Below are 24,491 nucleotides of genomic sequence, written 5' to 3'. Positions count from 1 at the left end.
GGGCATAGTTTTACGCCTTGTTGTTTTCGTCGACTTCCGAGAATTCGGCGTCGACGACATCGTCATCGGCCTTGGGCGCGTCCGCACCCGGAGCGGCGGCCGAAGCCTGCTCCTTCTCGTAAATCGCCTGGCCAAGCTTCATCGCGACGGTCGCGAGTTCCTGCGCCTTGGCCTTCATCGCTTCGGGCTCGCCGCCCTCGATCGCCGCCTTGGTGTCGGCGATCGCGGTTTCGATCTCGCCCTTCAGGCTGGCATCGACCTTGTCGCCATGTTCGGCCAGCTGCGCTTCGGTCGTGTGGACCAGGCTTTCGGCATTGTTCTTCGCTTCGGCCGCCTCGCGACGCTTCTTGTCGTCCTCAGCAAAACGTTCGGCATCCTTCACCATCTGGTCGATGTCGGAGTCGCTGAGGCCACCCGACGCCTGGATGCGGATCTGCTGTTCCTTGCCAGTGCCCTTGTCCTTGGCGGACACGTTGACCAGGCCATTGGCGTCGATGTCAAACGTGACTTCGATCTGCGGCACGCCGCGTGGTGCGGGCGGGATGCCGAGCAGGTCGAACTGGCCCAGGATCTTGTTGTCCGCCGCCATTTCACGCTCGCCCTGGAACACGCGGATGGTCACCGCCTGCTGATTGTCGTCGGCGGTCGAATAGACCTGCGACTTCTTGGCGGGGATGGTGGTGTTGCGGTCGATCATGCGGGTGAACACGCCACCCAGGGTTTCGATGCCGAGGCTCAGCGGCGTCACGTCGAGCAGCAGCACGTCCTTGACGTCGCCCTGAAGCACGCCCGCCTGGATCGCCGCGCCCATGGCGACGACTTCGTCCGGGTTCACGCCGGTATGCGGTTCCTTGCCGAAAAATTCCTTCACGGCTTCGCGCACCTTGGGCATGCGGGTCATACCGCCGACCAGAACGACTTCGCTGATCTCGCTGGCCGAAACGCCTGCGTCGGCCATCGCCTTCTTGCAGGGTTCCATCGTGCGCTTGATGAGGTCCGCCACCAGACGCTCCAGATCGGCGCGGGTGATGGTCTTCACCAAATGCTTGGGACCATTTTGATCGGCAGTGATGAAGGGCAGGTTGACTTCGGTCGTCTGGGCCGAGGACAGCTCGATCTTCGCCTTTTCAGCGGCTTCCTTCAGACGCTGGAGGGCCAGCTTGTCCTTGGTCAGGTCGATGCTTTCTGCCTTCTTGAAGTCGGCGGCCAGATATTCCACCAGCTTGGCGTCGAAATCTTCGCCGCCCAGGAAGGTGTCGCCGTTGGTCGATTTCACTTCGAACACGCCGTCGCCGATCTCCAGGATCGAGATGTCGAAGGTGCCGCCGCCAAGGTCATAGACCGCGATCGTCTTGCCGTCCTGCTTGTCGAGGCCATAGGCCAGCGCCGCCGCGGTCGGTTCGTTGATGATGCGCAGCACTTCCAGCCCGGCGATCTGGCCGGCATCCTTGGTCGCCTGACGCTGGGCGTCGTTGAAATAGGCGGGAACGGTGATGACCGCCTGCGTCACGGTTTCGCCCAGATAGCTCTCGGCGGTTTCCTTCATCTTCTGCAGGATGAAGGCGCTGATCTGCGACGGGCTGTAATCCTCGCCACCGGCCTTGACCCAGGCGTCGCCGTTCGGACCCTTGGCGATGTCATAGGGGACGAGTTCCATGTCCTTCTTGGTCATGGGATCGTCGAAGCGGCGGCCAATCAGGCGCTTCACCGCGAAAATCGTGTTGTCCGGATTGGTGACCGCCTGGCGCTTGGCCGGCTGGCCGATCAGGCGCTCGCCATCCTTGGCGAAGGCGACGATCGAGGGCGTGGTGCGCGCACCTTCCGCATTTTCGATGACCTTGGGCTTACCGCCATCCATCACGGCGATGCAGCTGTTGGTGGTGCCAAGGTCGATACCGATAACTTTTGCCATTGTGTCCTCTTTGAACCCCAAATTCTATTCAGCGGTTGACGGCCCAATACCTCACATAAGCGCCAAGGCAAGGCCGGTTTGCAGGTGGGATATAGGCGCGCTTTCGCTTGGCACAAGAAGTTGTGGCGATTACCTATGCTCTCGACCGGAAACGAGACAGTCATGGAGCATCCGATGCGCGCGCCCCTTATCCTCTTCGCCCTTGCCGCACCGATGCTGCTCGGCGCCTGCGGCGATCCAGCGCCCAGCTATATCGACCAGGCCTGGGTGCAGCTTTCGCCGAACAAGGACAGGCCGTCGGCCGGCTATTTCGTCATCCATGGCGGCGATGCGGGCACGCAGTTGCGCGGGGTGCTGACCGACTATGCGCTCAAGGTCGCGATGCATGAAAGCATCGACAAGGACGGGATGGTGACGATGGAGGCGATCGACACGGTCGATGTGCCGGCCAAGGGCCAGGTCGCCTTCGCACCTGGCGGCAAGCATCTGATGCTGTGGGGCATCAACGACACCGCGATCAGCCGGGGCAAGATGCAACTCACCTTCCTGATGGGCAATGGCGACCGGCTGCTGGTCGATGCGGTGATCCGCAAGCCCGAAGCCGCCGGTGCGGCTTCGCCCAAGCCGGAAGGGCATGAGGGCCATTGAGCAGCCGCGCGCTGACGGAGCAGGAGGTCGCGCTGGCGCGGGGCATGTTCGGCGACGCAATCGACTATGGCCGGGTGCGGGTGCATGAGCGCAAATGGTGGCCGTTCCAGCCAAAGGGCGTGACGATGGCGCCGGATGGGAACCTGTGGTTCCACCCCGATAGCGGCCTGTTCTGCGCGGATTTTTGTGACGGGCCGCTGCATTTGCAGGGGCATTTCATCCACGAAATGACCCATGTCTGGCAGGCCCAGCGGTCGGGCAAGTGGTGGTTGCCGCTGATGCGCCATCCCTTTTGCCGCTATGGCTATGACGTCGTGCCGGGCAAGCCGTTCGCGCGTTACGGCATCGAGCAGCAGGCGGAGATCGTGCGACATGCGTTTCTGCTGCGACGGGGCGTCGCGGTGGCCGGTAAGCCGGGGGTGGCGGTGTATGAGGCGCTGTTGCCGTTCAGAGAGTAAGCGGGGCTGATTTGGCTACTTTTCCGCCATGCCCCTCCCTCTTGCGGGAGGGGCAGCGAGACTTGCGCACGGAGCGCGTTGGTCGCAGCGGGGTGGGCCGTTGCGACGTCCTGCCCACCCCCTAACCCCCTCCCGCGAGCGGGCACATGTCCGATGTTGGTCGCTTGCTGCCGATCATGCTGTCACCAGGCCGCCGCCAGCATCGCCTTCAGCAGCCGCGCGAAGTTCCAACCTTCCGCCCGCGCCGCGATGGCGGACAGGCAGTCCTGATCGTCACGGCCTGGACGGCCGGGGCCGGTCATGTTGGGCTTCATATTGAGATCGAACAGTTTGAAATGGCCAGTCGCAGCGGCCCGGCAGTCGATGCGGATCGGCGCCCGCGCATCCACCAGCCCTGCGGCGCGGACACAGGCGGCCAGCATCGCCTGCACGGCCGGTGTCGCCAGTTCCTCCACGTCGATCGCCACGCTGTTGGCTGTCACCGCGACATCGCCATTATAGGGAGCGATGCCGTCCTTCTGGTCGAAGCGGCGGACCGGGCGCAGCGGCCAGTGGGCGGCCCGCACCGCCCCCGACGGGAGCGGCGAGGCTGGCGGCATCAATGTCACCGTGACTTCCTCACCATCCAGATATTCCTCGACGATCAGCGTATCACCGAATTTTGCGTCCTCGATCAGTAGGATCGCCGCCGTGCGAAGCGCTGCCAGATCGGCGACTCGCGTGACGCCCTGACTGCCCCGCCCGCGCACCGGCTTCACGATCAGCGGCAAGGTCAGGGCCGCCTGCGTCAGCGCAGCCTCTACATCGGCCAACGCCCATACGCCCGGCCGCGTAGCCTGCGCCATCAGGAAGGACCGTGCCACTGGCAGGCCTGCTTCCTCCAGCATCCGGTTTGTCGTGAACTTGTCGTCATAGCGCTGCGTCAGGGTCGGCAATTGCCCAACGATCCGTACCTGCCCGACGACAGTTTCGATCGGATGGCCTTCGAACAGCACGCTGTTCGCCCAGAGGATCGTCGCACCCGCCGCGATCGCCGCCGCGATGCCTTCCGCGGTATCGGGAAACACCCAGTCCAGCGGCCGGATCGGATCGGGATCGGCTATCGGGGTCAGGACATGATGCCCCTGCCCGCGCAGCACGAAGCCGATATCCGCGCCGCCATCCGAATAGCCGCCGGGCTTGGCATCCTTGCGCAGCCCGTCGATCACCGGCGGCGGCAGCGCCTGATAGAGGATGGCCACCGCGTCCTGCGTCATATCGTCATCATTCCCGTCCAGAATCGAAAAGGGGGCCAGCCTTGCGGCTCGCCCCCTCCAGAATGTTGAGCCGTAGATACGGTCTTAGTAGACGCGCGCCTTGGGCTTCACATATTCCGCTTCGTCGGTCATCGTATAGTCGTGGACCGGCCGGTAATCGAGCGTCACCTTGCCGCCCGAACCGCCCCAGCCTTCGAACCAGCTGATGGTGTGCTTCATCCAGTTTTCGTCGTCGCGGTTCGGGAAATCCTCGTGCGCGTGGGCGCCGCGCGATTCCTTGCGGGCTTCGGCGCCTTCCATCGTGCAGATGGCCTGGCTCATGAGGTTGTCCAGTTCCAGCGTCTCGATGAGGTCGGTGTTCCAGATCAGCGAACGGTCGGTGACCTTGACGTCCTGGAGCCGCTTGTTGACCGCCTGCATCTGGCTGACGCCTTCGGCCAGCAGCGCGCTGTCGCGGAACACGGCGGCGTGCTTCTGCATGGTGCGCTGCATGTCGAGGCGGATGTCCGCCGTCGGCGTGCTGCCCTTGGCATTGCGATAATGGTCGAGGCGCGACAGCGCCAGGTCCGCCGCATCGGCCGGCAGCGCCCTGTGCGACGCGTTGGGCTTGAGGTTGTCCTTGAGGAACAGGCCGGTGGCGCGGCCGAACACGACAAGGTCGATCAGCGAGTTGGAGCCAAGGCGGTTCGCGCCATGGACCGACACGCAGGCCGCTTCGCCGACCGCGAACAGGCCGGGCACGATCACTTCGGGATCGTCGCCCTTCTTGGTCACAACCTGGCCATGATAGTTACAGGGGATGCCGCCCATATTATAATGCACGGTCGGCGTAACCGGCAGTGGCTGGCGGGTCAGGTCCACGCCCGCGAAAATCTTGCCGCTTTCGGTGATGCCGGGCAGGCGTTCGGCCAGCACCTTGGGATCGATATGGTCGAGGTGCAGGAAGATATGATCCTTATGCTCGCCCACACCGCGCCCTTCGCGCATTTCCATCGCCATGGACCGCGACACGACGTCGCGCGACGCCAGATCCTTGGCCGATGGGGCATAGCGTTCCATGAAACGCTCGCCTTCGGAGTTGGTGAGGTAGCCGCCTTCGCCACGCGCGCCTTCGGTAATCAGCACGCCCGCACCATAGATGCCGGTCGGGTGGAACTGCACGAACTCCAGATCCTGGAGCGGCAGGCCAGCGCGCAGCACCATGCCGCCGCCGTCGCCGGTGCAGCTATGCGCCGAGGTGGCGGAGAAATAGGCGCGGCCATAGCCGCCCGTCGCCAGCACGACGGCATGGCTGCGGAAGCGATGGATCGAGCCATCTTCCATGCAGATGGCGATGACGCCGCGGCATTCCTTGCCGTTCGGGCCGTCTTCCATGATCAGGTCGATGGCGAAATATTCGATGTAGAAGTCCGCGTCGTATTTCAGCGACTGCTGATACAGCGCGTGCAGCATGGCGTGGCCGGTACGGTCGGCCGCGGCGCAGGTGCGCTGCACCGGCGGGCCGGCGCCCATATTCTGCATATGGCCGCCGAAGGGACGCTGGTAGATCGTCCCATTCTCGTTACGGCTGAACGGCACGCCGGCATGTTCCAGCTCGATCACGGCCGCAGGCGCTTCGCGCACCATATATTCGATCGCGTCCTGGTCGCCCAGCCAGTCGGACCCCTTGACGGTGTCGTACATGTGCCAGGTCCAGTGGTCGGGGCTGTTATTGCCCAGCGAGGCCGCGATGCCGCCCTGCGCCGCGACGGTATGCGACCGGGTCGGGAACAGCTTGGTGATGCAGGCGGTCTTGAGGCCCGCTTCGGCGCTGCCCATGGTCGCGCGCAGGCCGGAGCCGCCCGCGCCCACGACGACCGTGTCGTAGGTGTGGTCGATGATCTTATAGGCTTCGGTCATGGCTTGACGACCCCAATGAAGGCGATCTTGGCGATCGCGAAAATGCCCGCGGCAGCGCCGCCCAAGGCATAGAAATTCAGCAGCAGCATGGAGAAGAAGGCGAGGCCCTTGTCATGGACATAATCCTCCAGCATCACCTGCATGCCGAGGCGCAGGTGCCAGAAGATGCTGACGATCATCAGCATCAGCGGCACGGCGACCACCGGGTTGGCGATCCAGCCGACGACGCTTTCATAATCGAGGCCGGGCAGGCTCAGCAGGCTGAACAGCAGCCACAGCGTCAGCAGCAGATTGCCGACGGCCGTATAGCGCTGCGCCAGCCAGTGATGCGCGCCATGATGCGCCGAACCCAGGCCGCGAACGCGACCGATGCCAGTACCGTTGCCCATCAGAGCGCCTTTCCGAAGATGGTGAGCCAGACGAAGCCGGTCACCAGCAGCGATGCGACGAAGGTCGCGATCGACCACATCTTGTTATTTTTCAGCTCATACCCCGCGCCCATGTCGAGCACGAAGTGCCGCAGGCCCGAGAAGAGATGCTGGAAGAAGAACCAGGTCAGGCCGATCATCACCAGATAGCCGATCGGCGATGTCGCGCACTTGACGAAGGTCGCATAGGCCTCCGGACCGGTCGCGGCGGCCATCAGCCACCAGATGAGGCCGAGCGCGCCGGCGGTGGCAAGGCCATTGCCCGTCACGCGGTGCATGATGGACACGGCCATGGCCGGTCCCCATTTCCAGATCGTCAAATGCGGCGAGAGCGGCCGGCTGTTGGAACGCGCCATGTCTACCCTAGTCCTTAGATACTTGTCCCTGAGTCCGCCCCCCTTAAGAGCGATACGCCAAGAGGGCAAGAAGCGGAAAGCGGGAGATTGCCGACGCCGCTTTCTGCGATCAGCCCGGACAGCCATAAGAAGTGGTTAACCAACGTGCGCTAAAGATCGACGTCCAACCGATCACGTCATCAGCAAGGGCCGTTCCCTCATGCCGTCCAGTCTTTCTTCCGCCACCGCCACATCGGATTTTCTGGCGGAAGTCGATCCCAACGGCGATGTCGCCCGCGCCGCGCGCGAAGTGGGCGACCTGATCGGCGATGATCTGGGCAGCGTGGGCGCCGCCTTCTTCACCAGCTATATGCGCGAAACCGGCCTTCAGGACCGGCTGGGCAGCGGCGTCATCGCCCGAATCGAACGCGAAGCCGATACTTATGTCCGCGAAAAGCTGATGCATTTCGCGGAGGGGCGCTGGGCGCGGTCGGCTGCCGACTGCGTGCGCCACGCCCGCAAGCATGACGTATCGGTGCGCGCGGTCCTGAACGCGGTCGCCAATGCCAACGAACGCGTCACCGACCTGATCTGGGAACGGTGCCATGATGATGCGCCGCGCTGTCGCCGGTTGCTGCGCATGATGCTGCAGATCGCGATGATCGATTCGGGTTTCATGAGCAATGTGCTGGCCACCGACCAGGCCGAAGCGCAGCGCGCCGAACGCCAGCGTTACGGCACGCTGTTCGAACAGCGGATCGTCGGTGAGATCGACGGCGCGTCGAAACTGGGCGAATCGCTGCGCGAACAGGCCAAGGATGCGTCCGCCGCCACGCGCGGCATGCTGGGCAAGGCGTCCGAAGTGGCGGCCGCCGCCGAACAATCCGCCCTCGCCATGCGCGAAGCCGCCCGCACCTCCGCCGGGCTCATCCGCGCTATCGAGGATGCCCGCACCGAAGTCGAAAGCGCGGCAGAGGTCGCCCAGCGCGCCTCCGCCCAGTCGGGGGATGCGGTGTCCATGTCTTCCACCCTGTCCGACCATGCCAAGTCGATCGAATCGATCCTGGGCCTGATCCGCGACATTGCAGGGCAAACCAACCTGCTCGCGCTCAACGCCACGATCGAGGCCGCCCGCGCCGGTGACGCCGGGCGCGGCTTCGCCGTCGTCGCGCAGGAAGTGAAGAGCCTGGCCAACCAGACCGCCCGCGCCACCGACGAGATCGCCGGCAAGATCGCCGATATCCAGGCATCGACCCGCCAGTCGGTCGAAACCAACGAACGCATCCGCGACACGGTGGGCGAGGTCAAGGCCAGCGCCGAGCGCATCCGCCACGCCATGGATGCGCAGGCGCAGACCGTGACCATGATCACCGCCGCGGTCGACGAAACCGCGCTGGCCGCCGATTCGATGTCGACCACCATTTCCGCGATCCGCCAGGACACCGAAGTGGTGGCGTCGGAAATCGACCAGCTCGAACGCGGCTTCGTCAGCGTCGAGGGCAAGCTCGCCAGCCTGCGCAACGCTTCGTCCGACTTCGGTCGGCAGGTAGCCTAAGCCGCCGCCATCCCATCCCGCTTCCCCTCCCTCTCTGCCTCGGCTAAAGGCGGCGGGATGAACGATGTCGCGCCTTCAGTCCAAAGCTGGAAAGTCACCCTGCCCTGCACCCGCGCCGAAGCCGAAGCGCTGGACGGGGACATCGCCGCCTTCACGCTGATGGAGCATCCGCCGGTGCTGATGACCAGCGAAGCGACGCCCGATGGTGAGGAAGAGGGGGAAGATGCCTGGCAACTCGACGCCTATTTCGAAGGCAAGCCCAGCGTGGCCGCGATCAAGCTGCTCAAGACATTGGTGCCCAGCGCGGGCCGCGTGAAACCCGTTGTCGAGGCGCTGCCCGACGAGGATTGGGTGACGCTGAGCCAGCAGGGGCTGGAGCCTGTCACCGCCGGCCGCTTCCATGTCCGCAACATCGCGAGCGATCCCGAACTGCCCGGCCACGTCAATCTGCTGATCGAGGCGGGCCGCGCCTTCGGCACCGGGCAGCATGAAACGACGGCGGGCTGCCTGGCCATGCTCGACCGGATGCGCCGGGTGGGGATGCGCTTTGCCCATGTCGCCGATATCGGCACCGGCACCGGCCTGCTCGCCTTCGCCGCGATGAACCTGTGGCCCCGCGCCCGCGCCATCGCGTCCGACATCGACGCCGTGGCGGTAGAGATCAGCGCCGACAATGCGCGCGCCAATGGCGTAGCGCTGGGCGACGGGGCGGGCCGGCTGGCGCTGGTGACGGCGGCGGGCGGCAACCATCCCGCGCTGATCGGGCGCGCGCCCTACGACCTGCTGATCGCCAACATATTGGCAGGGCCGCTGATCGAACTGGCCCCGACGCTGTGCGCGCTGGTCGAGGATGGTGGCACCATCGTCCTGGCCGGATTGCTCAACGGGCAGGCGGACGCGGTGATCGCCGCCTATCGTGCGCAGGGAATGCGGCTGGCCGAACGCAGCGACCGCGGCGAATGGCCGACCCTGCGCCTGCGCAAGCGGCCCAGCATCGGCTGGAAACGGCCGCGCCGCATCAATCCGGCCGCGCGGGGCGAAGCGCCCGGCTTCGGTAGTATCTGAACTTTTAGAGGAGCTCAGCCATGGCCATCATCCGCCGCGTCACCCTGCATGATGGCCCGGATGGGCCTTTCGAAAGCCTGGCCGTGGTCGACGCAGCCGCCGGCCCGCTGCCGGGGGTGCTGCTCTTCCCCAATGTGCTGGGCGCCAAGGAGGCCGACTTCGCCTATGCGGAAAAGGTCGCGGCGCTCGGCTATGCCGTGCTGGTCGCCGACGTCTTTGGCCAGGGCAAGCGAACCACCCGCGCCGATCCCGATGCCGGGCGCTATATGGCCGAACTGAACGCCGACCGCGCTCTGCTGCGTGACCGGGCGAATGGCGCCCATGCAGTGCTCAAGGGGCTGGCGGAGGTCGATGCCGACCGGACGGCCGCGATCGGCTTCTGCTTCGGCGGCAAATGCGTGCTCGACCTCGCCCGCTCCGGCGCGGACATTAGCGGCGGAGTCAGCTTCCACGGCGTCTATGACCCGACGCCTTTCCCCAACGCGCCGATCACGGCCAAATTGCTGGTCTGCCACGGCTGGGACGACCCGATCGCACCGCCAGAGGCGACCGTGGGTCTGGCCCGCGAATTGACCGATGCGGGCTGCGACTGGCAGATTCACGCCTATGGCGGCACCGGCCACGCCTTCACCGACGAGGGCGTCAATATGCCGGAAAAGGGACTGGCCTATAGCCCAAGCGCCGACCGGCGCAGCTTCCGCGCGATGACGGATTTTCTGGGCGACCTGTTCGGATAAAAGCCGAAAACAGGACTGTCTTAACGGGTCGGAATGCGCCGGGCGCTGGCGAGATGATGGGCGTGGGTGATCGCCACCGCCAGCGCATCGGATGCGTCCGGCCCCACGATCTTCGCGCCGGGCAGCAGGCGCGACACCATCGCATGGACCTGCTCCTTCGACGCATTGCCGACGCCAACCACCGATTTCTTGACGAGGCGCGCGGCATATTCGCCGACCTCCATGCCCGATCGCGCGGCATTGAGCAGAATTACGCCCCGCGCCTGCCCCAGCTTCAGCGTCGATTGCGGGTTCACATTGACGAACACCTCCTCGACTGCGGCGCCATCGGGCCGATGTTCGAGGATCAGGTCGGTCAGCGCCAGGTCGAGCGCCAGCAGTCGCGTCGAGAGCGCCATGCTGCTGTCGGTCTTGATCTGGCCATTGCCGATATGGGTCAGCCGATTGCCATCCGCGGCGATCAGGCCCCAGCCGGTGGTGCCAAGGCCGGGGTCCAGGCCAAGCAGGATCATGCGCGCATCCTCTCCCCGTGGGGAGAGGGCAGACGCATCAACCCAGCTTCTCCATCACAGCATCGGACACTTCATAATTGCCCCAGACGGTCTGGACGTCGTCGTCATCCTCCAGCGTGTCGACCAGCTTCATCAGCGTGGCGGCATTGGCTTCATCGACATCGACGGTGATCTGCGGCTTCCAGGCGAGCTTCGCGCTGTCGGCGGCGCCCAGCTTGGCTTCCAGCGCCTTGGCGACCTCGTGAAGGGCGTCCATGGCGGTCCAGATTTCATGCTCGTCCTCGTTGGACGACACGTCCTCCGCGCCCGCTTCCAGCGCCGCTTCGAAGATCGCGTCGGCGTCCCCCGCGCTCGCCGGATAGCTGATCAGGCCGACCCGGTCGAAACCATGGCTGACCGCACCCGACGCACCCAGATTGCCGCCATTTTTGGAAAAGGCGGTGCGGATGTTGGTTGCCGTGCGATTACGGTTGTCGGTCAGCGCCTCGACGATGATGGCGATACCGGCGGGACCATAGCCCTCGTAACGCACTTCCTCGTAATTCTCGCCGCCCGCCGCGTTCGCCTTGTCGATCGCGCGCTGGATATTATCCTTGGGCATGGACTGGGCCTTGGCGGCGTTGACCGCCAGGCGCAGACGCGGGTTCATGTCCGGGTCGGGCATGCCCATCTTGGCCGCGACCGTGATTTCGCGGCTGAGCTTGGAGAACATCGAAGAGCGCTTCTTGTCCTGCGCGCCCTTGCGATGCATGATGTTCTTGAATTTGGAATGGCCTGCCATGGTCCTGAATTCTTATCTGCCGGTTGACTGTGATGCGCGCCCTTACACCAGCGGCCGCCCAAAGGGCAACCGCCAGCGCGGTCCAGCCGCTGCCGGCATCTCTTTGCCTCAGTAGAGGATCGCGGTGCCCGACGCCGACACCATCAGCATCGACCCGTTGGAGCCGATGACTTCATAGTCAAGGTCGACGCCGACCACGGCATTGGCGCCCAGCGTCGCGGCGCGCGTGCGCATTTCGGCGATCGCCTGTTCGCGGGCGCGTTGCAGCACATCCTCATAAGCGCCCGACCGCCCGCCCACGATGTCGCGGACGCTGGCGAACAGGTCGCGAAACAGATTGGCGCCCACGATCACCTCGCCGGTGACGATGCCGAGATAGTCCTTCGCCGGTCGCCCTTCCAGGCGGCTGGTGGTGCTGACGATGATCTCGGACATGGGCGCTTCTCCTTGATTGTAAAAAGTTATTCCATCCCCAGCGCAGCAAGATAGGTCTGGAGGATGGCTTCCATTTCCTGGCGGTCATGCGGCTGCATCTTCCGCAGGCGGACGATCTGGCGCATGATCTTGCCGTCATAGCCGTTGGCCTTGGCTTCCAGATAGACGTCCTTGATATCGTCGCCGATACCCTTCTTTTCCTCTTCCAGGCGCTCGATGCGCTCTATGAAGAGGCGTAGCTGGTCGGCGGCGACATTGGGTTCGCTCATGGGAATCTCCGTGCAGGTGTGAAATGTGAATCGGGCTGGCGGACGCCTCTAATGCCTGTCCGCGTTCTTCGCCACACTCTCCTGCATCTTTGCGATCTGTTGCGGTGTCGCTTCGCCCTGATGCCGGTCCTTCCATTCCGAAAAAGGCATGCCGTGGATGATTTCGCGCGCCTGATCGCGCGTCATCTCACCGTCCGCTTCCGCGATCCAGTCGGCCAGGCAGTTGCGGCAAAAGCCCGCCAACCCCATCAGATCGATATTCTCGACGTCGGTGCGGTGCTGCAAATGCGCGACCAGACGGCGGAAGGCGGTTGCGGCCACGGCATCTGTGACTATGCTGTCGGTCATCGGCGTGAGAAACCTTTCGCTGATCTACATCATCCTGTCGTGCAGTACGGATAACCCATAACGACGCACTGGCAAGGCCGACAAGGCCAAGCCGGGGACGATCATGACGGTCAGGAGAAGCCATGACGAAGTTACCGCCCCGCTCACGCAAGGTCCGCATCCTGGCGACCCTTGGTCCTGCGAGCGATACGCCCGAAATGATCCGGGCGCTGTTCGTCGCCGGGGCCGACGCCTTCCGCATCAATATGAGCCATGGCGCGCATGAGGATCATGCCGCGCGCATCGCCATCATCCGCGCGCTGGAAAAAGAATTCCAGCGGCCCACGACGATCCTGGGCGACCTGCAGGGACCAAAGCTGCGCGTCGGCACCTTCGAAAAGGGCCTCGCCATATTGGAGACGGGCGCGGCCTTCATCCTCGACCGGGACGAAACGCCGGGCAATGCCCGCCGCGTCAACCTGCCCCATCCCGAAATCTACGCCGCGCTGGTGCCAGAAACCCGGCTGCTGCTGGACGATGGCAAGCTGGTGCTGCGGGTGAAGGCGATCGGCGCCGACCGGATCGACACGATCGTCGAAGTCGGCGGCGCCCTGTCCAACCGCAAGGGCGTAAACGTGCCCGACGTAGTGGTGCCGGTGCCGGCGCTGACCGACAAGGATCGGCGCGACCTCAGCTTCGCGATGAGCCAGGGCTGCGACTGGATTGCCTTGAGCTTCGTGCAGCGGCCCGAGGATCTGGCCGAGGCGCGCAAGCTGATGGGCGGCTATGGCGCGCTGATGGCGAAGATCGAGAAGCCGTCGGCCGTGCAGCGGCTGGAGGAGATTATCGAACTGGCCGACGGCGTGATGGTGGCGCGCGGCGACCTGGGCGTCGAACTGCCGCCGCAGGCCGTGCCGCCGCTCCAGAAGCAGATCGTCGCCACCGCGCGGCGGATGGGACGCCCTGTGGTGGTCGCGACCCAGATGCTCGAATCGATGATCAAGTCCCCCTCCCCCACCCGCGCCGAAGTGTCGGACGTGGCGACGGCGGTCTATGACGGCGCGGACGCGATCATGCTGTCGGCGGAAACCGCGGCGGGCGACTGGCCGGTTGAGGCGGTGACGATGATGGACAGCATCGCGCATAGCGTGGAGCGCGATCCGGGCTATTTCGGCCGGCTCCATTACACCGAGACGAAGCCGGACCCGACCACCGCCGACGCGCTGGCCGAAGCGGCGGGCAATATCGTCGCGGTGGTAGGCGCCAGCGCCATCACCTGCTTCACTTCATCGGGCAGCACGGTGCGCCGCGTCGCGCGCGAACGCCCCGACGCGCCGATCCTGGCGCTGACCCCGCGCACCGACACCGCGCGCAAGCTGGGCCTGACCTGGGGAGTCCACGCCATCCGCACCAAGGATATCGGCACGTTCGAGGAAATGATCGGCAAGGCCCGGCGTATGGCGCTGCGCCACGGCATGACCGAAAAGGGCGGCAAGATCGTGGTGCTGGCCGGCGTTCCCTTCGGCACGCCCGGATCGACCAACGTGCTGCACGTCACGGCGATTCGCGGCGACGAGTTGAAGGGCCGCGACGAGGGCTGAACGCAGGCCGGGTGAGGCCAATTCCCTCCGTTCGCTTCCAGTAAAGTCGAGAAGCGGTAGCACCGAGCTTTGCGCTCAGCTTCGCTAAACTCGGCTTCGCTGGAAACGAACGGCCTTGGGAAACCCGACCGTCGATTCGGCAAATCACGCACCCAAGCGAACGCGGAAAGGCGCCCGATCATCGACCGGGCGCCTGCCACATTGCCTAAAGACCCACCGCCCGAATGGGCGATAGCTCCTGCCTTTTAGCCCTGGCGGGCCTTGAAGCGGCGGTTGGTCTTGTTGATGACGTAGGTGCGGCCGCGACGACGGATCACGCGGTTGTCCCGGTGGCGGCCCTTGAGCGACTTGAGCGAGTTGCGGATCTTCATGGCAGACGGCCCTTGATGAATCTGGTGTGGTCGAATTTCGAAGCGCAGCCCCTATGGGTCGGGCGGGCCAAAGTCAAGGGTGGCAGCCGCTCTTTCGACTCTGTTCATCCCCTATGCAGCAAGTTCGTGGCTTCAAGCGTTTGAGGGGATTATGGCCCCCGCACCGTCTATGTGGTGCCCTGTCATGCCGCATGCCCGTTGGAGTTGAACTCATGTCGAAGCGCCGTCCCCGCCTTGCCGCCCCAAAGCTTTTTCTGGGCGCCCTCCTTCTGGGCGGCCTTTCCCTTGGCGCCAGCGCGACGGCCGCGCCGCGCGTGGAAGTGACCCGCTTCCATATGGGCAATCCTGCCCAGTCGGGCACCGTCGCGGTAGAGGAAATGCCGGGCAATCCGGATATCAGCCTGGAATTCCGCACCTATGCCAGCGCGGTATCGCAGGAATTGCAGCGTATCGGCTTCACCGCTGGGGACGGCGCCCAGAGCGATTATGTCGCGCTGGTCAGCTTCACCCGCACCTTCCGCCCATCCGGACCGGACCGCCGCAGCGAAAGCCCGGTCAGCGTCGGCGTGGGCGGCGGGATCGGCAGCGGGGGCGGTCGCCGTGGCGGCACCTTCGGCGGGCTTGGCCTGGGCGTCGGCATCAACCTGTCGGGCAAGCCCAAGGATATCGTGACGACCGAACTCCATGTGCAGTTGCGCCGCAGGTCCGATTCGACGGCGATCTGGGAAGGCCGCGCATCGACCCAGGCGAAGCAGGGGTCGGCCGCGGCCCAACCCGCCACCGCCGCCCAGAAACTCGCTTCAGCCTTGATCGGGGGCTATCCGGGTGAATCGGGGCGCACTATAACGGTCAAATGAGCATCAGCATTTCCAGCGGCTTCGACAGCGGCAATATTCGCGTCCTCTCCATCGCCGACACGCCGGCCGGCGTCCGCGCCGTGCTGGAGATCGTGACGGATCACCAGAGCGACTTCTACCAATGGTTCCATTTCCGGCTCGCCAATGCGGCGGGCCGCGAAGTGGAACTGGCGATCGTGAACGCGGCGGGATCGGCCTATCCCGACGGCTGGGCCGGTTACAGCGCGCGGGTGAGCGAGGATCGCGACAATTGGGTCCAGGCCGACACAAGCTATGCCGACGGCATGCTGACGATCCGGCTGGAGCCGGACAGCAATGCGGTATGGATCGCCTATTTCGCGCCCTATTCGATGGAGCGGCACCACGACCTCATCGCCTGGGCCGCGACCCAGCCGGGCGTCGAACATCGCGAACTGGGGCTGACCCTGGACGGCCAGCCGCTCGACCTGCTGACGATCGGCGACGGACCGAAGCAGATCTGGCTCTATGCGCGCCAGCATCCCGGCGAGACGATGGCGCAATGGTGGATGGAAGGCGCGCTGGAGCGGCTGTGCGACGAGGAAGATGCGGTGGCCCGCCTGCTGCGCCGACAAGCGACGATCCATCTGATCCCCAATATGAACCCGGATGGCAGCCGCCGCGGCCATCTGCGCACCAATGCGGTCGGCGTGAACCTCAATCGCGAATGGCATGAGCCGACGGCCGAGCGCAGCCCCGAAGTGCTGATGGCGCGCAATGCGATGGACGAGACCGGCGTCGATTTCGCCATGGACGTCCATGGCGACGAGGCGATTCCCGCGGTGTTCATCGCGGGTTTCGAGGGTATCCCGTCGATCACCGATCGGCAGGTCGCGCTCTATCACCGCTATCGCGACACGTTGGCGGCCCGCACCCCGGATTTCCAGACGCGGCTGGGCTATCCGGTGGCGGGCGCGGGCAAGGCGAACCTGTCCATGTCCACTAACCAGCTCGCCGAACGCTTCGGCGCGGTGGCGATGACGCTGGAGATGCCGTTCAAGGATAATGACGACCTGCCGGACGCCGATTTCGGCTGGTCTCCGGCGCGGTCGATCCAGCTCGCCAAGGATTGCCTGGCGGTGCTGGCGGAGATGATCGAGGATATTTGAGGATAGACATGTTCCCCGCGAAAGCGGGAACACGCAACCTACCGCCAGTCGAACGGCAGCGGCGCTTCGCGGAAGGCGAAGCGGTCGAGATGATCGGCGACCACCTGCTTGAACCGCTCCACGTCGGCGTCCGCATTGGGCTCCAGCGTCACCACCAGCGCCTCGGGCTGCGCCGCCATGCGGATCGGCCCCATCGGGAAGGCAATGACGCCCTGTTCGGGGCTGAAATCCGTTTCGAACTTGTGGCTCCAATGTTTGCACAACTGCTGGAGATAGCGGCTGGCATGGGTGGTCGGCACGTTTGCGGTCACGGTCATGTCAGAGCCTTTCGATCTTGCTCGCAGCCTCGTCGATCAACGACGCGACATCGAACATGGTCTGGTTATCGGCGCCCTCCTTTTCAAGGCGATGCTGGATGGCGATGCGCAGATTGTGCAGCGCGCGGCGCACCGGCGCGCCATCGACCCGCTCCGCCTTCTGCGCCAGCGCGGCCAGCCGGGCCAGCGCCAGGTCGAGCGCGGCCTTGCGCTCCTCGATCTGGACCTTCCCGGCATCGGTGATGGCGAAGCGTTTGCGGCTGCCTTCGCTCGGTTCCTCGACGATCAGGTCCATCTCCGCCAACATGGTCAGCGTAGGATAGACGACGCCGGGGCTGGGCGCATAGGCTTCGCCCGACAGCGCCTCGATCGCGCGGATCAGCTCATAGCCATGGCGCGGCTCGTCGGCGATCAGCTTCAGCAGGATCAGGCGCAGCGTTTCATTGTCGAACAGACGTCGGCGACCGCCGCCGCCGCCACGACCGCCCCGGCCACCATGGCCGCCGCCGCGCAGGCCGTCCTCGCCGAAGGGATCGCCACCGAACGGGCCGCCACGCCCCCCGCCGAATCCGTCGCCACGACCAAAGCCGTCAGGCGAACCGAATCGGCCAGCGCCGGGATGATGACCGCCATGGCGGCCGCGATGAGAATAGGGGAAATGCATCATTAGGTCTTTCATATATGTCATGATGCATTGCGATATATCTTAAAAATCTTGGCCGTCAAGAGTTACGATAGATCTTAAATGTATCATTCTGTATCGGAGGCCGTCGCCAAGAGAAAAAGATTACGTGTTCCGTGTAGGCGGAAACCCAGTTTAAGGCTTGTGGGGATTCACCGGGAATTGATGACGGCTGCAGCGAGGTGGATCATGGCCTCGAAGCTGCGATCGGTTTTGCAGGCGCGCATGGCGATACGCTTGAATTCCTTGAGTTTGCAGAAGAAGTTTTCGATGAGGTGGCGCCACTTGTACATTTCGGCGTCGAGCGGGATGGGTCTGGCGCGTCGCGGGTGCTGCGAGATGACGATTTTTGCACCCCGCTCGTTGAGATCGGCGACGATATCGTTGCTGTCGAAAGCCTTGTCAGCGAGCAGTGCGCCGAACTTGATGCCGTCGATGAGTGGAGCAACGCCAACCGTGTCGAAGCGGTGGCCGGGCATCAAGCGGAAGCGGACAAGGTTGCCCAGCGCATCGGTCAAAGCCAGGATCTTGGTCGTCATGCCTCCTTTGGAACGACCAATGGCCTGGCTCTGAGTCCCCCTTTTGCGCCCTGGCCGTGCCGGTGAACCTTGACGATGGTGGCATCGATCATGGCGTATTCCATGTCGGGTTCATCCGACAGAGCATCGAAAATCCGCTTGAAAACATCGGCTTCCCGCCAATCGCGAAATCGGCGGAATGCCGTGCTCCAATTGCCGAACATCGCCGGTAGGTCGCGCCATGGACTTCCAGTGCGGACAATCCACAGCACTGCCTCCACGAACAGCCGGTTGTTTCTGCCGCTGCGTCCGGGGTCGGTGATCTTGCCCAGACAGTGCGGTTCCATCTGCGCCCATTGGGCGTCCGTCAGTACAAAGCGATCCATCCAGAGTGTGAATCACAACTCCAGCAAAAGGGGAATCCTAAATCCCCACAGCCCTTAGACCACGGGACTGGGTTCCCGCCTGCGCGGGAACACGCAGCCTGATTGAACGGAGCCAGCTTCAGAGCGCAGCAAAATCGATCGGCGCGTGGCGATCCAGCGTGCGGCTCTGGTCCTCCAGCGGATATTTCAGGCCGCTGGCGCAGTTGAACAGCACCGCGCGATCCTCCCGCCCGATCAGCCCTTCGTCCAGCGCGCGTTGATAGGCCGCCAACGTCGCCCCGCCCTCCGGACAGAGCAGCAGTCCGTCGTCGCGCGCGACATCGCACACCGCCGCCATGATCGCCGCGTCAGACACGGCCAGCGCCGCACCGCCGCTGTCTCGCACCGCACGCAGGATCAGGAAGTCGCCCACCGCGCGCGGCACGCGAATGCCCATGGCGACGGTGTGGGCATCCTCCCAGCGGTCGGCGAACTCGACGCCCTGTTCGAACGCGCGGACCATCGGCGCGCAACCTTCGGCCTGCACCGCGAACATCTTGGGCCGCTTAGCGCCGATGAAACCGATCTTCTCCAGTTCGTCGAACGCCTTCCACATGCCGATCAGGCCGGTGCCGCCGCCGGTGGGATAGAAGATCGCGTCGGGCAGCTCCCAGCCGAGCTGTTCGGCCAGTTCCAGCCCCATCGTCTTCTTGCCCTCGATCCGATAGGGCTCCTTGAGCGTCGAGAAGTCGAACCAGCCGCGCGCCTTCGCCCCCTGCCCCACGATCGCCCCGCAATCGTCGATCAGGCCGTTGACGCGATAGACGCGCGCACCCTGTGCCGCGATCTCGCGCACGTTGATCTCAGGCGTGTCGTCGGGGCAGAAGATGATCGCCTCCATCCCCGCGACCGCGGCATAGGCGGCCAGCGCCGCGCCGGCATTGCCGTTGGTCGGCATCGCCACCTGGGTCACGCCCAGTTCCTTGGCCATGGACACCGCCATGACCAAACCGCGCGCCTTGAACGAGGCAGTGGGTAACCGCCCCTCATCCTTGGCCATCAGATGTGCCCCGCCCAGCCGCGCGGCGGTGCGCGGCAGCGGGATAAGCGGCGTCGCATTTTCGCCCAGGCTGACGATGTTGGCGGTCTGCCGCACCGGGAGCAATTCTCGCCAACGCCACAGGTCCATCGGCCGCTGCGCCAACGCCGCCTTGGTCAACGTCGCGCGCACGCCGTCCAGATCATAGCGCACCAGCAGCGGCTTCCCCGCCGCCGACAGCCCATGCAGTTCATCGGCCCCATAACGCTCGCCGGTCAGCGAACATTCCAGATGGGTGACGAAAGTGGGGCGATCGGTGGTCAGGTTGAGGTCGTGGCGCACCTATAATCTCCGTTCGCCCTGAGCCTGTCGAAGGGCCTCTCTTCTTTAAGAAAAGAAAGGGCTTCGACAGGCTCAGCCCGAACGGATCGAAAAGCTTATTCCGGCGCCTTCGCCACGCTGACCATGGCGGGACGCAGCAGACGGTCCTTGATCATATAGCCAGCCTGCATCTCGATCAGGATCGTGCCCGGCGCGGCGTCGGCCGAGGGAACTTCCATCATCGCCTGATGCTTGTTGGGGTCGAGCGGCTGGCCGACCGATTCAATCTTCGTGATGCCGTTGCGGCCGAACACGCTGTCCAGTTCACGGCCGGTGGCTTCCAGACCGATGACCAGACCCTTGAACTTCTCATCCTCGCGCAGGTCGGCGGGAATGGCGGCGAGCGCACGGCTCAGATTATCGGCGACCGACAATATGTCGCGGGCGAAGGCCGTTGCGGCATAGGCGCGCGCGTCGCCCAGTTCCTTTTCCAGCCGGCGGCGCACATTCTGCGTATCGGCATGGGCGTAGAGAATGTCCTGCCTGGCGGTGGCCAGTTCCGCCTCCAGCGCTGCAATCTTCTCGGCTGCGGCATCGCCAGCGGGCGCGGCGTCTTCCGGCAGCGCGTCCACGACTTCGGTGTTTTCGATAGTGTCTTTGTTTTCGCTCATCTCATCAATCTCGATAGCGTCTGTGCTGTGAAGTCCACCATGGGGATCACCCGCGCATAGTTCAAGCGCGTGGGGCCGATCACGCCGACCACGCCGACGACCCGGCCGTCCGCGCCACGGTAGGGGGCGGCTATGACCGAAGAACCCGACAGGGAAAAGAGCTTGTTTTCCGAGCCGATGAAGATTTTGGTCGCGCTGCCCGCCAGCGCGCTTTCCAGCAGCCGGGAAATCTCCTGTTTGCCTTCCAATTGTTCCAGCAACTGGCGCACCCGTTCCAGGTCGGCGGCGGTGCCGTCATCGATCAGATGCGCCTGCCCGCGCACGATCAGCACCGGCCGATCGTCGGCATCCTGCGACCAGATGGCGATGCCGCGTTCCACCAGTTCGCGCGCCGCGCCGTCGAGCAGGCTGCGCTCCGTCTCCATCTCCCGGCTCAACTGGTCGCCCGCCTGGCGCAGCGTCATCCCGGCAAAACGCGCCGACATGAAGTTCGCCGCTTCGTTCAACATCGACGGGGTGACGGCTGGCGGCAGGTCCAGCACCCGGTTTTCGACCGATCCGTCCTGCCCCACCAGCACCGCCAGCGCCTGCCGGTCGTTCAGGGGCACGAAACCGAACTGGCGCAGCACCGGCTCGCGCCGCGGCACCATGACGATCCCGGCGCAGGCCGACAGGCCCGACAGCGCCGCGGTGGCGGCGGACAGCGCTTCCTCAATCGGGCCGCTTTCGACCAGCCCGGCCTCGATCGCGCGCCGTTCTTCGGCCGACGGCGCCGCCGCCTGCATCATCCCGTCGACGAACAGGCGCAGCCCCGTTTCGGTCGGCATCCGCCCGGCGGAGGTGTGCGGCGCAGCGAGCAGGCCCAGTTCCTCCAGATCCTGCATGACGTTGCGAATCGACGCCGGCGACAGGCTCAATGTCGCCAGCTTGCTGATCGTGCGCGATCCCACCGGCAGGCCGGTGCCGAGATAATTTTCCACCACCAGGCGGAAGACATCGCGCGCGCGCTCGTTCAATTCGGAGATCGGAGTGACCGACATGGTTCTTATCTAGGCAGACGGGGGCGCAGGCTCAAGGCGCGACCGCCTTGGGATTGAGCATGGATTGCACGTCCAATATCTTCGGCACCGCCGCCAAAGCGACCCGCAGCCGACCATAGCGCGTATCCATGCAGCCGGACTGGAATTCCAGCCGCGTCGCATTTTGCCCCGGGCGGCTCCATTCCACGACATAGCCGGGCATGTCGGTGGCGAAACGCTCGCAATTCTGGCCGTGAGCGATTTTCTGCACCGTCCCCGCCGCCGGGCGATGCGGCGCCAGCGTCGTCACCAGCTTGCGATATTGCGCACTCGTCACGGTGAAGCGCGTCGGGCCGGGAACGGAGGTGAAGCGTTCCGGCTCCAGCAGCCCCAACCCGTCCGGCGACACCTGCAACGTATAGGCCGGGCAGGCGCCGAAGCAGCGCCCGGCGGTAAAGCGGATGATGTCGCCCGGCGCCTTGGGCGGTTCCAGCCCCGGTTCGGCGGCCGTGCAACCGGCCAGCAGCAGCATGGCGGTGAGTGTCGATATGCGTCCCATGCCCCCTCCTTATCGCCTAATTGTCGCCGTGACACTGGCAAGAAACGTCAGCGGGCGCTAAGCGGCCTGTTAAGTGCGCTTTTCGGCGCATTGGCGGCATTCCGCAGGGACGGCCGCTATCTGAACGCTTCGGAGTAGAAATTATGCGTCCTTCCGGCCGCGCGCCCGACCAGATGCGCGACATCACCATGGAGCCTGGCTTCACCATCCATGCCGAGGGAAGCTGCCTCATCAGCTTCGGCGACACCCGCGTGCTGTGCACCGCATCGGTCGAGGAAAAGGTGCCGCCTTTCCTGCGCGGCAAGGGGTCGGGCTGGGTCACGGCCGAATATGGCATGTTGCCCCGCGCCACCCATACGCGCGGCAGCCGAGAGGCGGCCAAGGGCAAGCAGTCGGGCCGCACGCAGGAAATCCAGCGCCTGATCGGCCGGTCGCTGCGCACGGTCGTGGACCTCAAGAAGCTGGGCGAGCGCCAGATCGTGGTCGATTGCGACGTGATCCAGGCCGATGGCGGCACGCGCACGGCAGCCATTTCGGGTAGCTGGGTCGCGCTGCGAATCGCGGTCGACAAGCTGCTGGCGTCGGGCGCGCTCAAGGAAGACCCGATCATCCAGAAGGTTGCCGCGATCAGCTGCGGCATTTTCGAAGGCACGCCGGTGCTCGACCTCGACTATGCCGAGGACAGCAATGCCGAGACGGACGCCAACCTGATCCTGACCGGCGACGGCAAGTTCGCCGAAGTGCAGGCGACGGCCGAAGGCGCCGCCTATGACGAGGAAGAGCTGCTCCGCCTGCTCCGCCTCGCCCGCATCGGCTGCGCCAATATCTTCGCCGCGCAGGATGTCGCGACGGGCCGGTAAGCACAGACGTTCGGTTCGAGCCTGTCGAGAACCTTTCCTTGAAACCGCTTCTCGACAAGCTCGAAGTGAACGGAGATAGTAAGCTGCATGAGCGACGATTTCGGACAGGAACAGGCGATCCGCAAGCTCGCCCCCGGCAAGCTGGTGATCGCCAGCCACAATCCCGGCAAGGTGCGCGAAATCGCCGCCCTGCTCGGCCCGTTCGGGATCGAGCCCATTTCCGCCGCGTCGCTGGACCTGCCCGAACCGGAAGAAACCGGCACAACCTTCATCGCCAATGCCGAATTGAAGGCGATGCAGGCGGCCGACCTGTCCGGCCTGCCCGCGCTCGCCGACGATAGCGGCCTGTGCGTCGAGGCGCTGGACGGCGATCCCGGCCTGTTTTCCGCGCGCTGGGCCGGCCCGACCAAGGATTTCGCCATGGCGATGCAGACGGTGTGGGATGGTGTGGAAGCCAAGGGGCCGGACGCCGGCCATGGCGCCTATTTCATCTGCGCCCTCGCCCTCGCCTGGCCCGACGGCCATGTCGAGGCGTTCGAGGGTCGGATCGACGGCACGCTGGTATGGCCGCCGCGCGGGGACCAGGGCTTCGGCTATGATCCGATGTTCGTGCCGTACGAGCATGATATCAGCTTTGGCGAAATGGACCCGGACGCCAAGCACGCCATGAGCCACCGCGCCAAGGCCTTCGACAAGCTGGTGGCCGCAGTTTTCTAATCAAAAGTGACCGGCGTTTCAGCGCGCCGGCACCGCCTTCAGCTTCGCCTGGCCGATATGCCAGCGCAACTGGCTGGCCGACGCGCCGTCGACATCGTTGACGCGGCGCACGACATAGTCGCCGGCGAAGCGCTGGCGCGTCCCGTCCTGCAGTTGCGAATCGACAGTCACCGGCACCGTCTGGTAGATCGATCCTGCGCCGGCATCGCCCGGTTCCAGCTTGCCGATCGTCACCCGCGTCGATCGGGTGCCGGCGAAGCCCGCCTGGAACTTGTCCAGCGTCTGGTTGGGCGGGCCGTCATCCCCCCATTGCTCCCAGGCCGTGCCATAGTCACGCGCGTTGATCGCCGAATAATAGCGCTGCACCACCGCGACCGCCGCCGCCATGCTCTTGGGCGCGGGATCGCATCCGGCCATCGGTTCGCCCTTGCCGTCGAACAGGGCGCAACTGCGGGCGATTTCATCCTCGATCATGGCGCAGCTATTGGCGGCATTGCAGGGCGGATGGGTGGCGGGCGACACGTTGCGACAGATCGCCACGCGCTTGGCCGCCGCGGCCGATCCGATATCCGCCGCGCAGGATAGCGGCGCGGCGCTCGCACTCTCGGCAGCCGGCGCGGCATCAGGCATGGGGCTTTGTGCCACATTCTGGTTGCCGGGCGTTTCGACTGCCGGGGCCGCGACGCCATTGCTGGCCAGTTCGTCCGCCTTGCGCTCCGGCTGTGATGGCGTCCCGCAGGCACTCAGCGCCAGCAACGCGCAGCCCGAAACGATCCCTGACAATGACGCGTGGCGCATCCTCTTCTCCTCTGGCGATCTTCCCTGCTCAATGCACGCCGTCGGGAGAAAT

28 protein-coding genes and 1 pseudogene are annotated in these 24,491 nt (G+C 64.9%); 10 read left to right on the top strand and 19 right to left on the bottom strand.

The window, feature by feature from the left end:
* Nucleotides 1–10: 10 nt before the first annotated feature.
* Entirely contained in the window at nucleotides 11–1,912 is a 1,902-nt protein-coding gene (gene dnaK, locus SBA_RS06920) for a molecular chaperone DnaK (protein ID WP_261936333.1), read from the bottom strand.
* Between the two features lie 174 nt (nucleotides 1,913–2,086).
* Here dnaK and SBA_RS06915 point away from each other — a divergent pair, with 174 nt between their 5' ends.
* Together SBA_RS06915 and SBA_RS06910 are read left to right on the top strand one after the other, a co-directional pair.
* Nucleotides 2,087–2,560 carry a copper chaperone PCu(A)C gene (locus tag SBA_RS06915; RefSeq protein ID WP_261936332.1) on the top strand — a complete coding sequence of 158 codons (474 nt, stop codon included), beginning with the start codon at nucleotides 2,087–2,089 and terminating at the stop codon, nucleotides 2,558–2,560.
* Nucleotides 2,557–3,018 carry a vgr related protein gene (locus tag SBA_RS06910; protein ID WP_261936331.1) on the top strand — a complete coding sequence of 154 codons (462 nt, stop codon included), beginning with the start codon at nucleotides 2,557–2,559 and terminating at the stop codon, nucleotides 3,016–3,018. Before SBA_RS06915 ends, SBA_RS06910 begins: the two co-directional genes overlap by 4 nt.
* A 182-nt stretch (nucleotides 3,019–3,200) precedes the next feature.
* On the opposite strand, the gene SBA_RS06905 is transcribed toward SBA_RS06910, so the two are convergent.
* From SBA_RS06905 to sdhC, 4 genes are all read right to left on the bottom strand, one after another.
* On the bottom strand, nucleotides 3,201–4,274 hold the full coding sequence (locus SBA_RS06905; protein WP_261936330.1) for a D-alanine--D-alanine ligase family protein: 1,074 nt from the start codon (nucleotides 4,272–4,274) through the stop codon (nucleotides 3,201–3,203).
* A gap of 84 nt (nucleotides 4,275–4,358) precedes the next feature.
* Nucleotides 4,359–6,173: a succinate dehydrogenase flavoprotein subunit gene (gene sdhA / locus SBA_RS06900; protein ID WP_261936329.1), complete on the bottom strand. Its 1,815-nt coding sequence runs from the start codon at nucleotides 6,171–6,173 to the stop codon at nucleotides 4,359–4,361.
* A complete protein-coding gene (sdhD, locus tag SBA_RS06895) occupies nucleotides 6,170–6,562 on the bottom strand; it encodes a succinate dehydrogenase, hydrophobic membrane anchor protein (RefSeq protein ID WP_224548735.1) in 393 nt (130 codons plus the stop codon). Before sdhD ends, sdhA begins: the two co-directional genes overlap by 4 nt.
* On the bottom strand, nucleotides 6,562–6,957 hold the full coding sequence (gene sdhC, locus SBA_RS06890; RefSeq protein WP_224548734.1) for a succinate dehydrogenase, cytochrome b556 subunit: 396 nt from the start codon (nucleotides 6,955–6,957) through the stop codon (nucleotides 6,562–6,564). The genes sdhD and sdhC overlap by 1 nt, the downstream gene beginning before the upstream one ends.
* A gap of 199 nt (nucleotides 6,958–7,156) precedes the next feature.
* Here sdhC and SBA_RS06885 point away from each other — a divergent pair, with 199 nt between their 5' ends.
* Genes SBA_RS06885 through SBA_RS06875 form a run of 3 tightly spaced genes read left to right on the top strand, consistent with a single transcriptional unit; the run spans nucleotide 7,157 to nucleotide 10,293 of the window.
* A complete protein-coding gene (locus SBA_RS06885; RefSeq protein ID WP_224548732.1) occupies nucleotides 7,157–8,491 on the top strand; it encodes a methyl-accepting chemotaxis protein in 1,335 nt (444 codons plus the stop codon).
* A gap of 57 nt (nucleotides 8,492–8,548) precedes the next feature.
* Complete coding sequence (locus SBA_RS06880) at nucleotides 8,549–9,556, top strand: 50S ribosomal protein L11 methyltransferase (RefSeq protein ID WP_261936328.1); 1,008 nt, start codon at nucleotides 8,549–8,551, stop codon at nucleotides 9,554–9,556.
* 20 nt (nucleotides 9,557–9,576) lie between these two features.
* A complete protein-coding gene (locus tag SBA_RS06875; protein ID WP_261936327.1) occupies nucleotides 9,577–10,293 on the top strand; it encodes a dienelactone hydrolase family protein in 717 nt (238 codons plus the stop codon).
* A 20-nt stretch (nucleotides 10,294–10,313) separates the two neighbouring features.
* On the opposite strand, the gene ruvC is transcribed toward SBA_RS06875, so the two are convergent.
* From ruvC to SBA_RS06850, 5 genes are all read right to left on the bottom strand, one after another.
* Complete coding sequence (gene ruvC, locus SBA_RS06870; RefSeq protein ID WP_066604456.1) at nucleotides 10,314–10,805, bottom strand: crossover junction endodeoxyribonuclease RuvC; 492 nt, start codon at nucleotides 10,803–10,805, stop codon at nucleotides 10,314–10,316.
* 37 nt (nucleotides 10,806–10,842) lie between these two features.
* Nucleotides 10,843–11,586 carry a YebC/PmpR family DNA-binding transcriptional regulator gene (locus SBA_RS06865; protein ID WP_261936326.1) on the bottom strand — a complete coding sequence of 248 codons (744 nt, stop codon included), beginning with the start codon at nucleotides 11,584–11,586 and terminating at the stop codon, nucleotides 10,843–10,845.
* Nucleotides 11,587–11,694: 108 nt separating this feature from the next.
* Nucleotides 11,695–12,021 (bottom strand): heavy metal-binding domain-containing protein, encoded by a 327-nt coding sequence (locus tag SBA_RS06860; RefSeq protein WP_224548725.1) that lies wholly within the window; start codon nucleotides 12,019–12,021, stop codon nucleotides 11,695–11,697.
* A gap of 26 nt (nucleotides 12,022–12,047) precedes the next feature.
* The gene (locus SBA_RS06855) at nucleotides 12,048–12,290 is read right to left on the bottom strand and encodes a DUF2312 domain-containing protein (protein WP_066860048.1); all 243 of its coding nucleotides are present in this window, start codon (nucleotides 12,288–12,290) and stop codon (nucleotides 12,048–12,050) included.
* Between the two features lie 48 nt (nucleotides 12,291–12,338).
* Nucleotides 12,339–12,638: a DUF1244 domain-containing protein gene (locus tag SBA_RS06850; protein ID WP_224548724.1), complete on the bottom strand. Its 300-nt coding sequence runs from the start codon at nucleotides 12,636–12,638 to the stop codon at nucleotides 12,339–12,341.
* 122 nt (nucleotides 12,639–12,760) lie between these two features.
* Between SBA_RS06850 and pyk the strand changes: the two genes are divergently transcribed.
* Nucleotides 12,761–14,218 (top strand): pyruvate kinase, encoded by a 1,458-nt coding sequence (gene pyk / locus SBA_RS06845; protein ID WP_224548723.1) that lies wholly within the window; start codon nucleotides 12,761–12,763, stop codon nucleotides 14,216–14,218.
* Nucleotides 14,219–14,463: 245 nt separating this feature from the next.
* Here pyk and ykgO read toward each other — a convergent pair whose 3' ends face one another.
* Entirely contained in the window at nucleotides 14,464–14,589 is a 126-nt protein-coding gene (ykgO, locus tag SBA_RS06840; RefSeq protein WP_004210176.1) for a type B 50S ribosomal protein L36, read from the bottom strand.
* A 212-nt stretch (nucleotides 14,590–14,801) separates the two neighbouring features.
* On the opposite strand from ykgO, the gene SBA_RS06835 reads away from it, so the two are divergent.
* Complete coding sequence (locus SBA_RS06835; protein ID WP_261936325.1) at nucleotides 14,802–15,446, top strand: hypothetical protein; 645 nt, start codon at nucleotides 14,802–14,804, stop codon at nucleotides 15,444–15,446.
* Nucleotides 15,443–16,573: a M14 family metallopeptidase gene (locus tag SBA_RS06830; protein ID WP_261936324.1), complete on the top strand. Its 1,131-nt coding sequence runs from the start codon at nucleotides 15,443–15,445 to the stop codon at nucleotides 16,571–16,573. The genes SBA_RS06835 and SBA_RS06830 overlap by 4 nt, the downstream gene beginning before the upstream one ends.
* Nucleotides 16,574–16,611: 38 nt before the next feature.
* Here the strand turns inward: SBA_RS06830 and SBA_RS06825 are convergent, their stop codons facing one another.
* The 7 genes and pseudogenes from SBA_RS06825 to SBA_RS06795 all read right to left on the bottom strand — a co-directional run bounded on the left by SBA_RS06825 (nucleotide 16,612) and on the right by SBA_RS06795 (nucleotide 22,064).
* On the bottom strand, nucleotides 16,612–16,890 hold the full coding sequence (locus tag SBA_RS06825; RefSeq protein ID WP_066604472.1) for a DUF2218 domain-containing protein: 279 nt from the start codon (nucleotides 16,888–16,890) through the stop codon (nucleotides 16,612–16,614).
* Nucleotide 16,891: 1 nt separating this feature from the next.
* Nucleotides 16,892–17,557: a PadR family transcriptional regulator gene (locus SBA_RS06820; protein WP_261936323.1), complete on the bottom strand. Its 666-nt coding sequence runs from the start codon at nucleotides 17,555–17,557 to the stop codon at nucleotides 16,892–16,894.
* 167 nt (nucleotides 17,558–17,724) lie between these two features.
* Nucleotides 17,725–18,437, bottom strand: a pseudogene (locus SBA_RS06815) (IS5 family transposase).
* 157 nt (nucleotides 18,438–18,594) lie between these two features.
* Nucleotides 18,595–19,836 (bottom strand): threonine synthase, encoded by a 1,242-nt coding sequence (locus SBA_RS06810; RefSeq protein WP_261936322.1) that lies wholly within the window; start codon nucleotides 19,834–19,836, stop codon nucleotides 18,595–18,597.
* 95 nt (nucleotides 19,837–19,931) lie between these two features.
* Nucleotides 19,932–20,486 carry a nucleotide exchange factor GrpE gene (grpE, locus tag SBA_RS06805; RefSeq protein ID WP_224548711.1) on the bottom strand — a complete coding sequence of 185 codons (555 nt, stop codon included), beginning with the start codon at nucleotides 20,484–20,486 and terminating at the stop codon, nucleotides 19,932–19,934.
* A complete protein-coding gene (gene hrcA / locus SBA_RS06800; protein ID WP_224548710.1) occupies nucleotides 20,483–21,526 on the bottom strand; it encodes a heat-inducible transcriptional repressor HrcA in 1,044 nt (347 codons plus the stop codon). Before hrcA ends, grpE begins: the two co-directional genes overlap by 4 nt.
* A gap of 31 nt (nucleotides 21,527–21,557) precedes the next feature.
* On the bottom strand, nucleotides 21,558–22,064 hold the full coding sequence (locus tag SBA_RS06795; protein WP_261936321.1) for a DUF6438 domain-containing protein: 507 nt from the start codon (nucleotides 22,062–22,064) through the stop codon (nucleotides 21,558–21,560).
* A 143-nt stretch (nucleotides 22,065–22,207) separates the two neighbouring features.
* Between SBA_RS06795 and rph the strand changes: the two genes are divergently transcribed.
* Both rph and rdgB read left to right on the top strand, forming a co-directional pair.
* Nucleotides 22,208–22,924, top strand: coding sequence for a ribonuclease PH (gene rph / locus SBA_RS06790; RefSeq protein ID WP_224548707.1), 717 nt, complete (start codon nucleotides 22,208–22,210; stop codon nucleotides 22,922–22,924).
* Between the two features lie 87 nt (nucleotides 22,925–23,011).
* Nucleotides 23,012–23,641: an RdgB/HAM1 family non-canonical purine NTP pyrophosphatase gene (rdgB, locus tag SBA_RS06785; RefSeq protein WP_261936320.1), complete on the top strand. Its 630-nt coding sequence runs from the start codon at nucleotides 23,012–23,014 to the stop codon at nucleotides 23,639–23,641.
* Between the two features lie 18 nt (nucleotides 23,642–23,659).
* Here the strand turns inward: rdgB and SBA_RS06780 are convergent, their stop codons facing one another.
* Nucleotides 23,660–24,439: a hypothetical protein gene (locus tag SBA_RS06780; RefSeq protein WP_261936319.1), complete on the bottom strand. Its 780-nt coding sequence runs from the start codon at nucleotides 24,437–24,439 to the stop codon at nucleotides 23,660–23,662.
* Between the last annotated feature and the right edge of the window lie 52 nt (nucleotides 24,440–24,491).

Origin of the sequence: Sphingomonas bisphenolicum (assembly GCF_024349785.1) — a bacterium.
GTDB classification, from domain to species: Bacteria; Pseudomonadota; Alphaproteobacteria; order Sphingomonadales; family Sphingomonadaceae; genus Sphingobium; species Sphingobium bisphenolicum.
The sequence above is the reverse complement of the archived record's forward strand: the minus strand, read 5'-3'. Positions and strand labels throughout refer to the sequence as shown.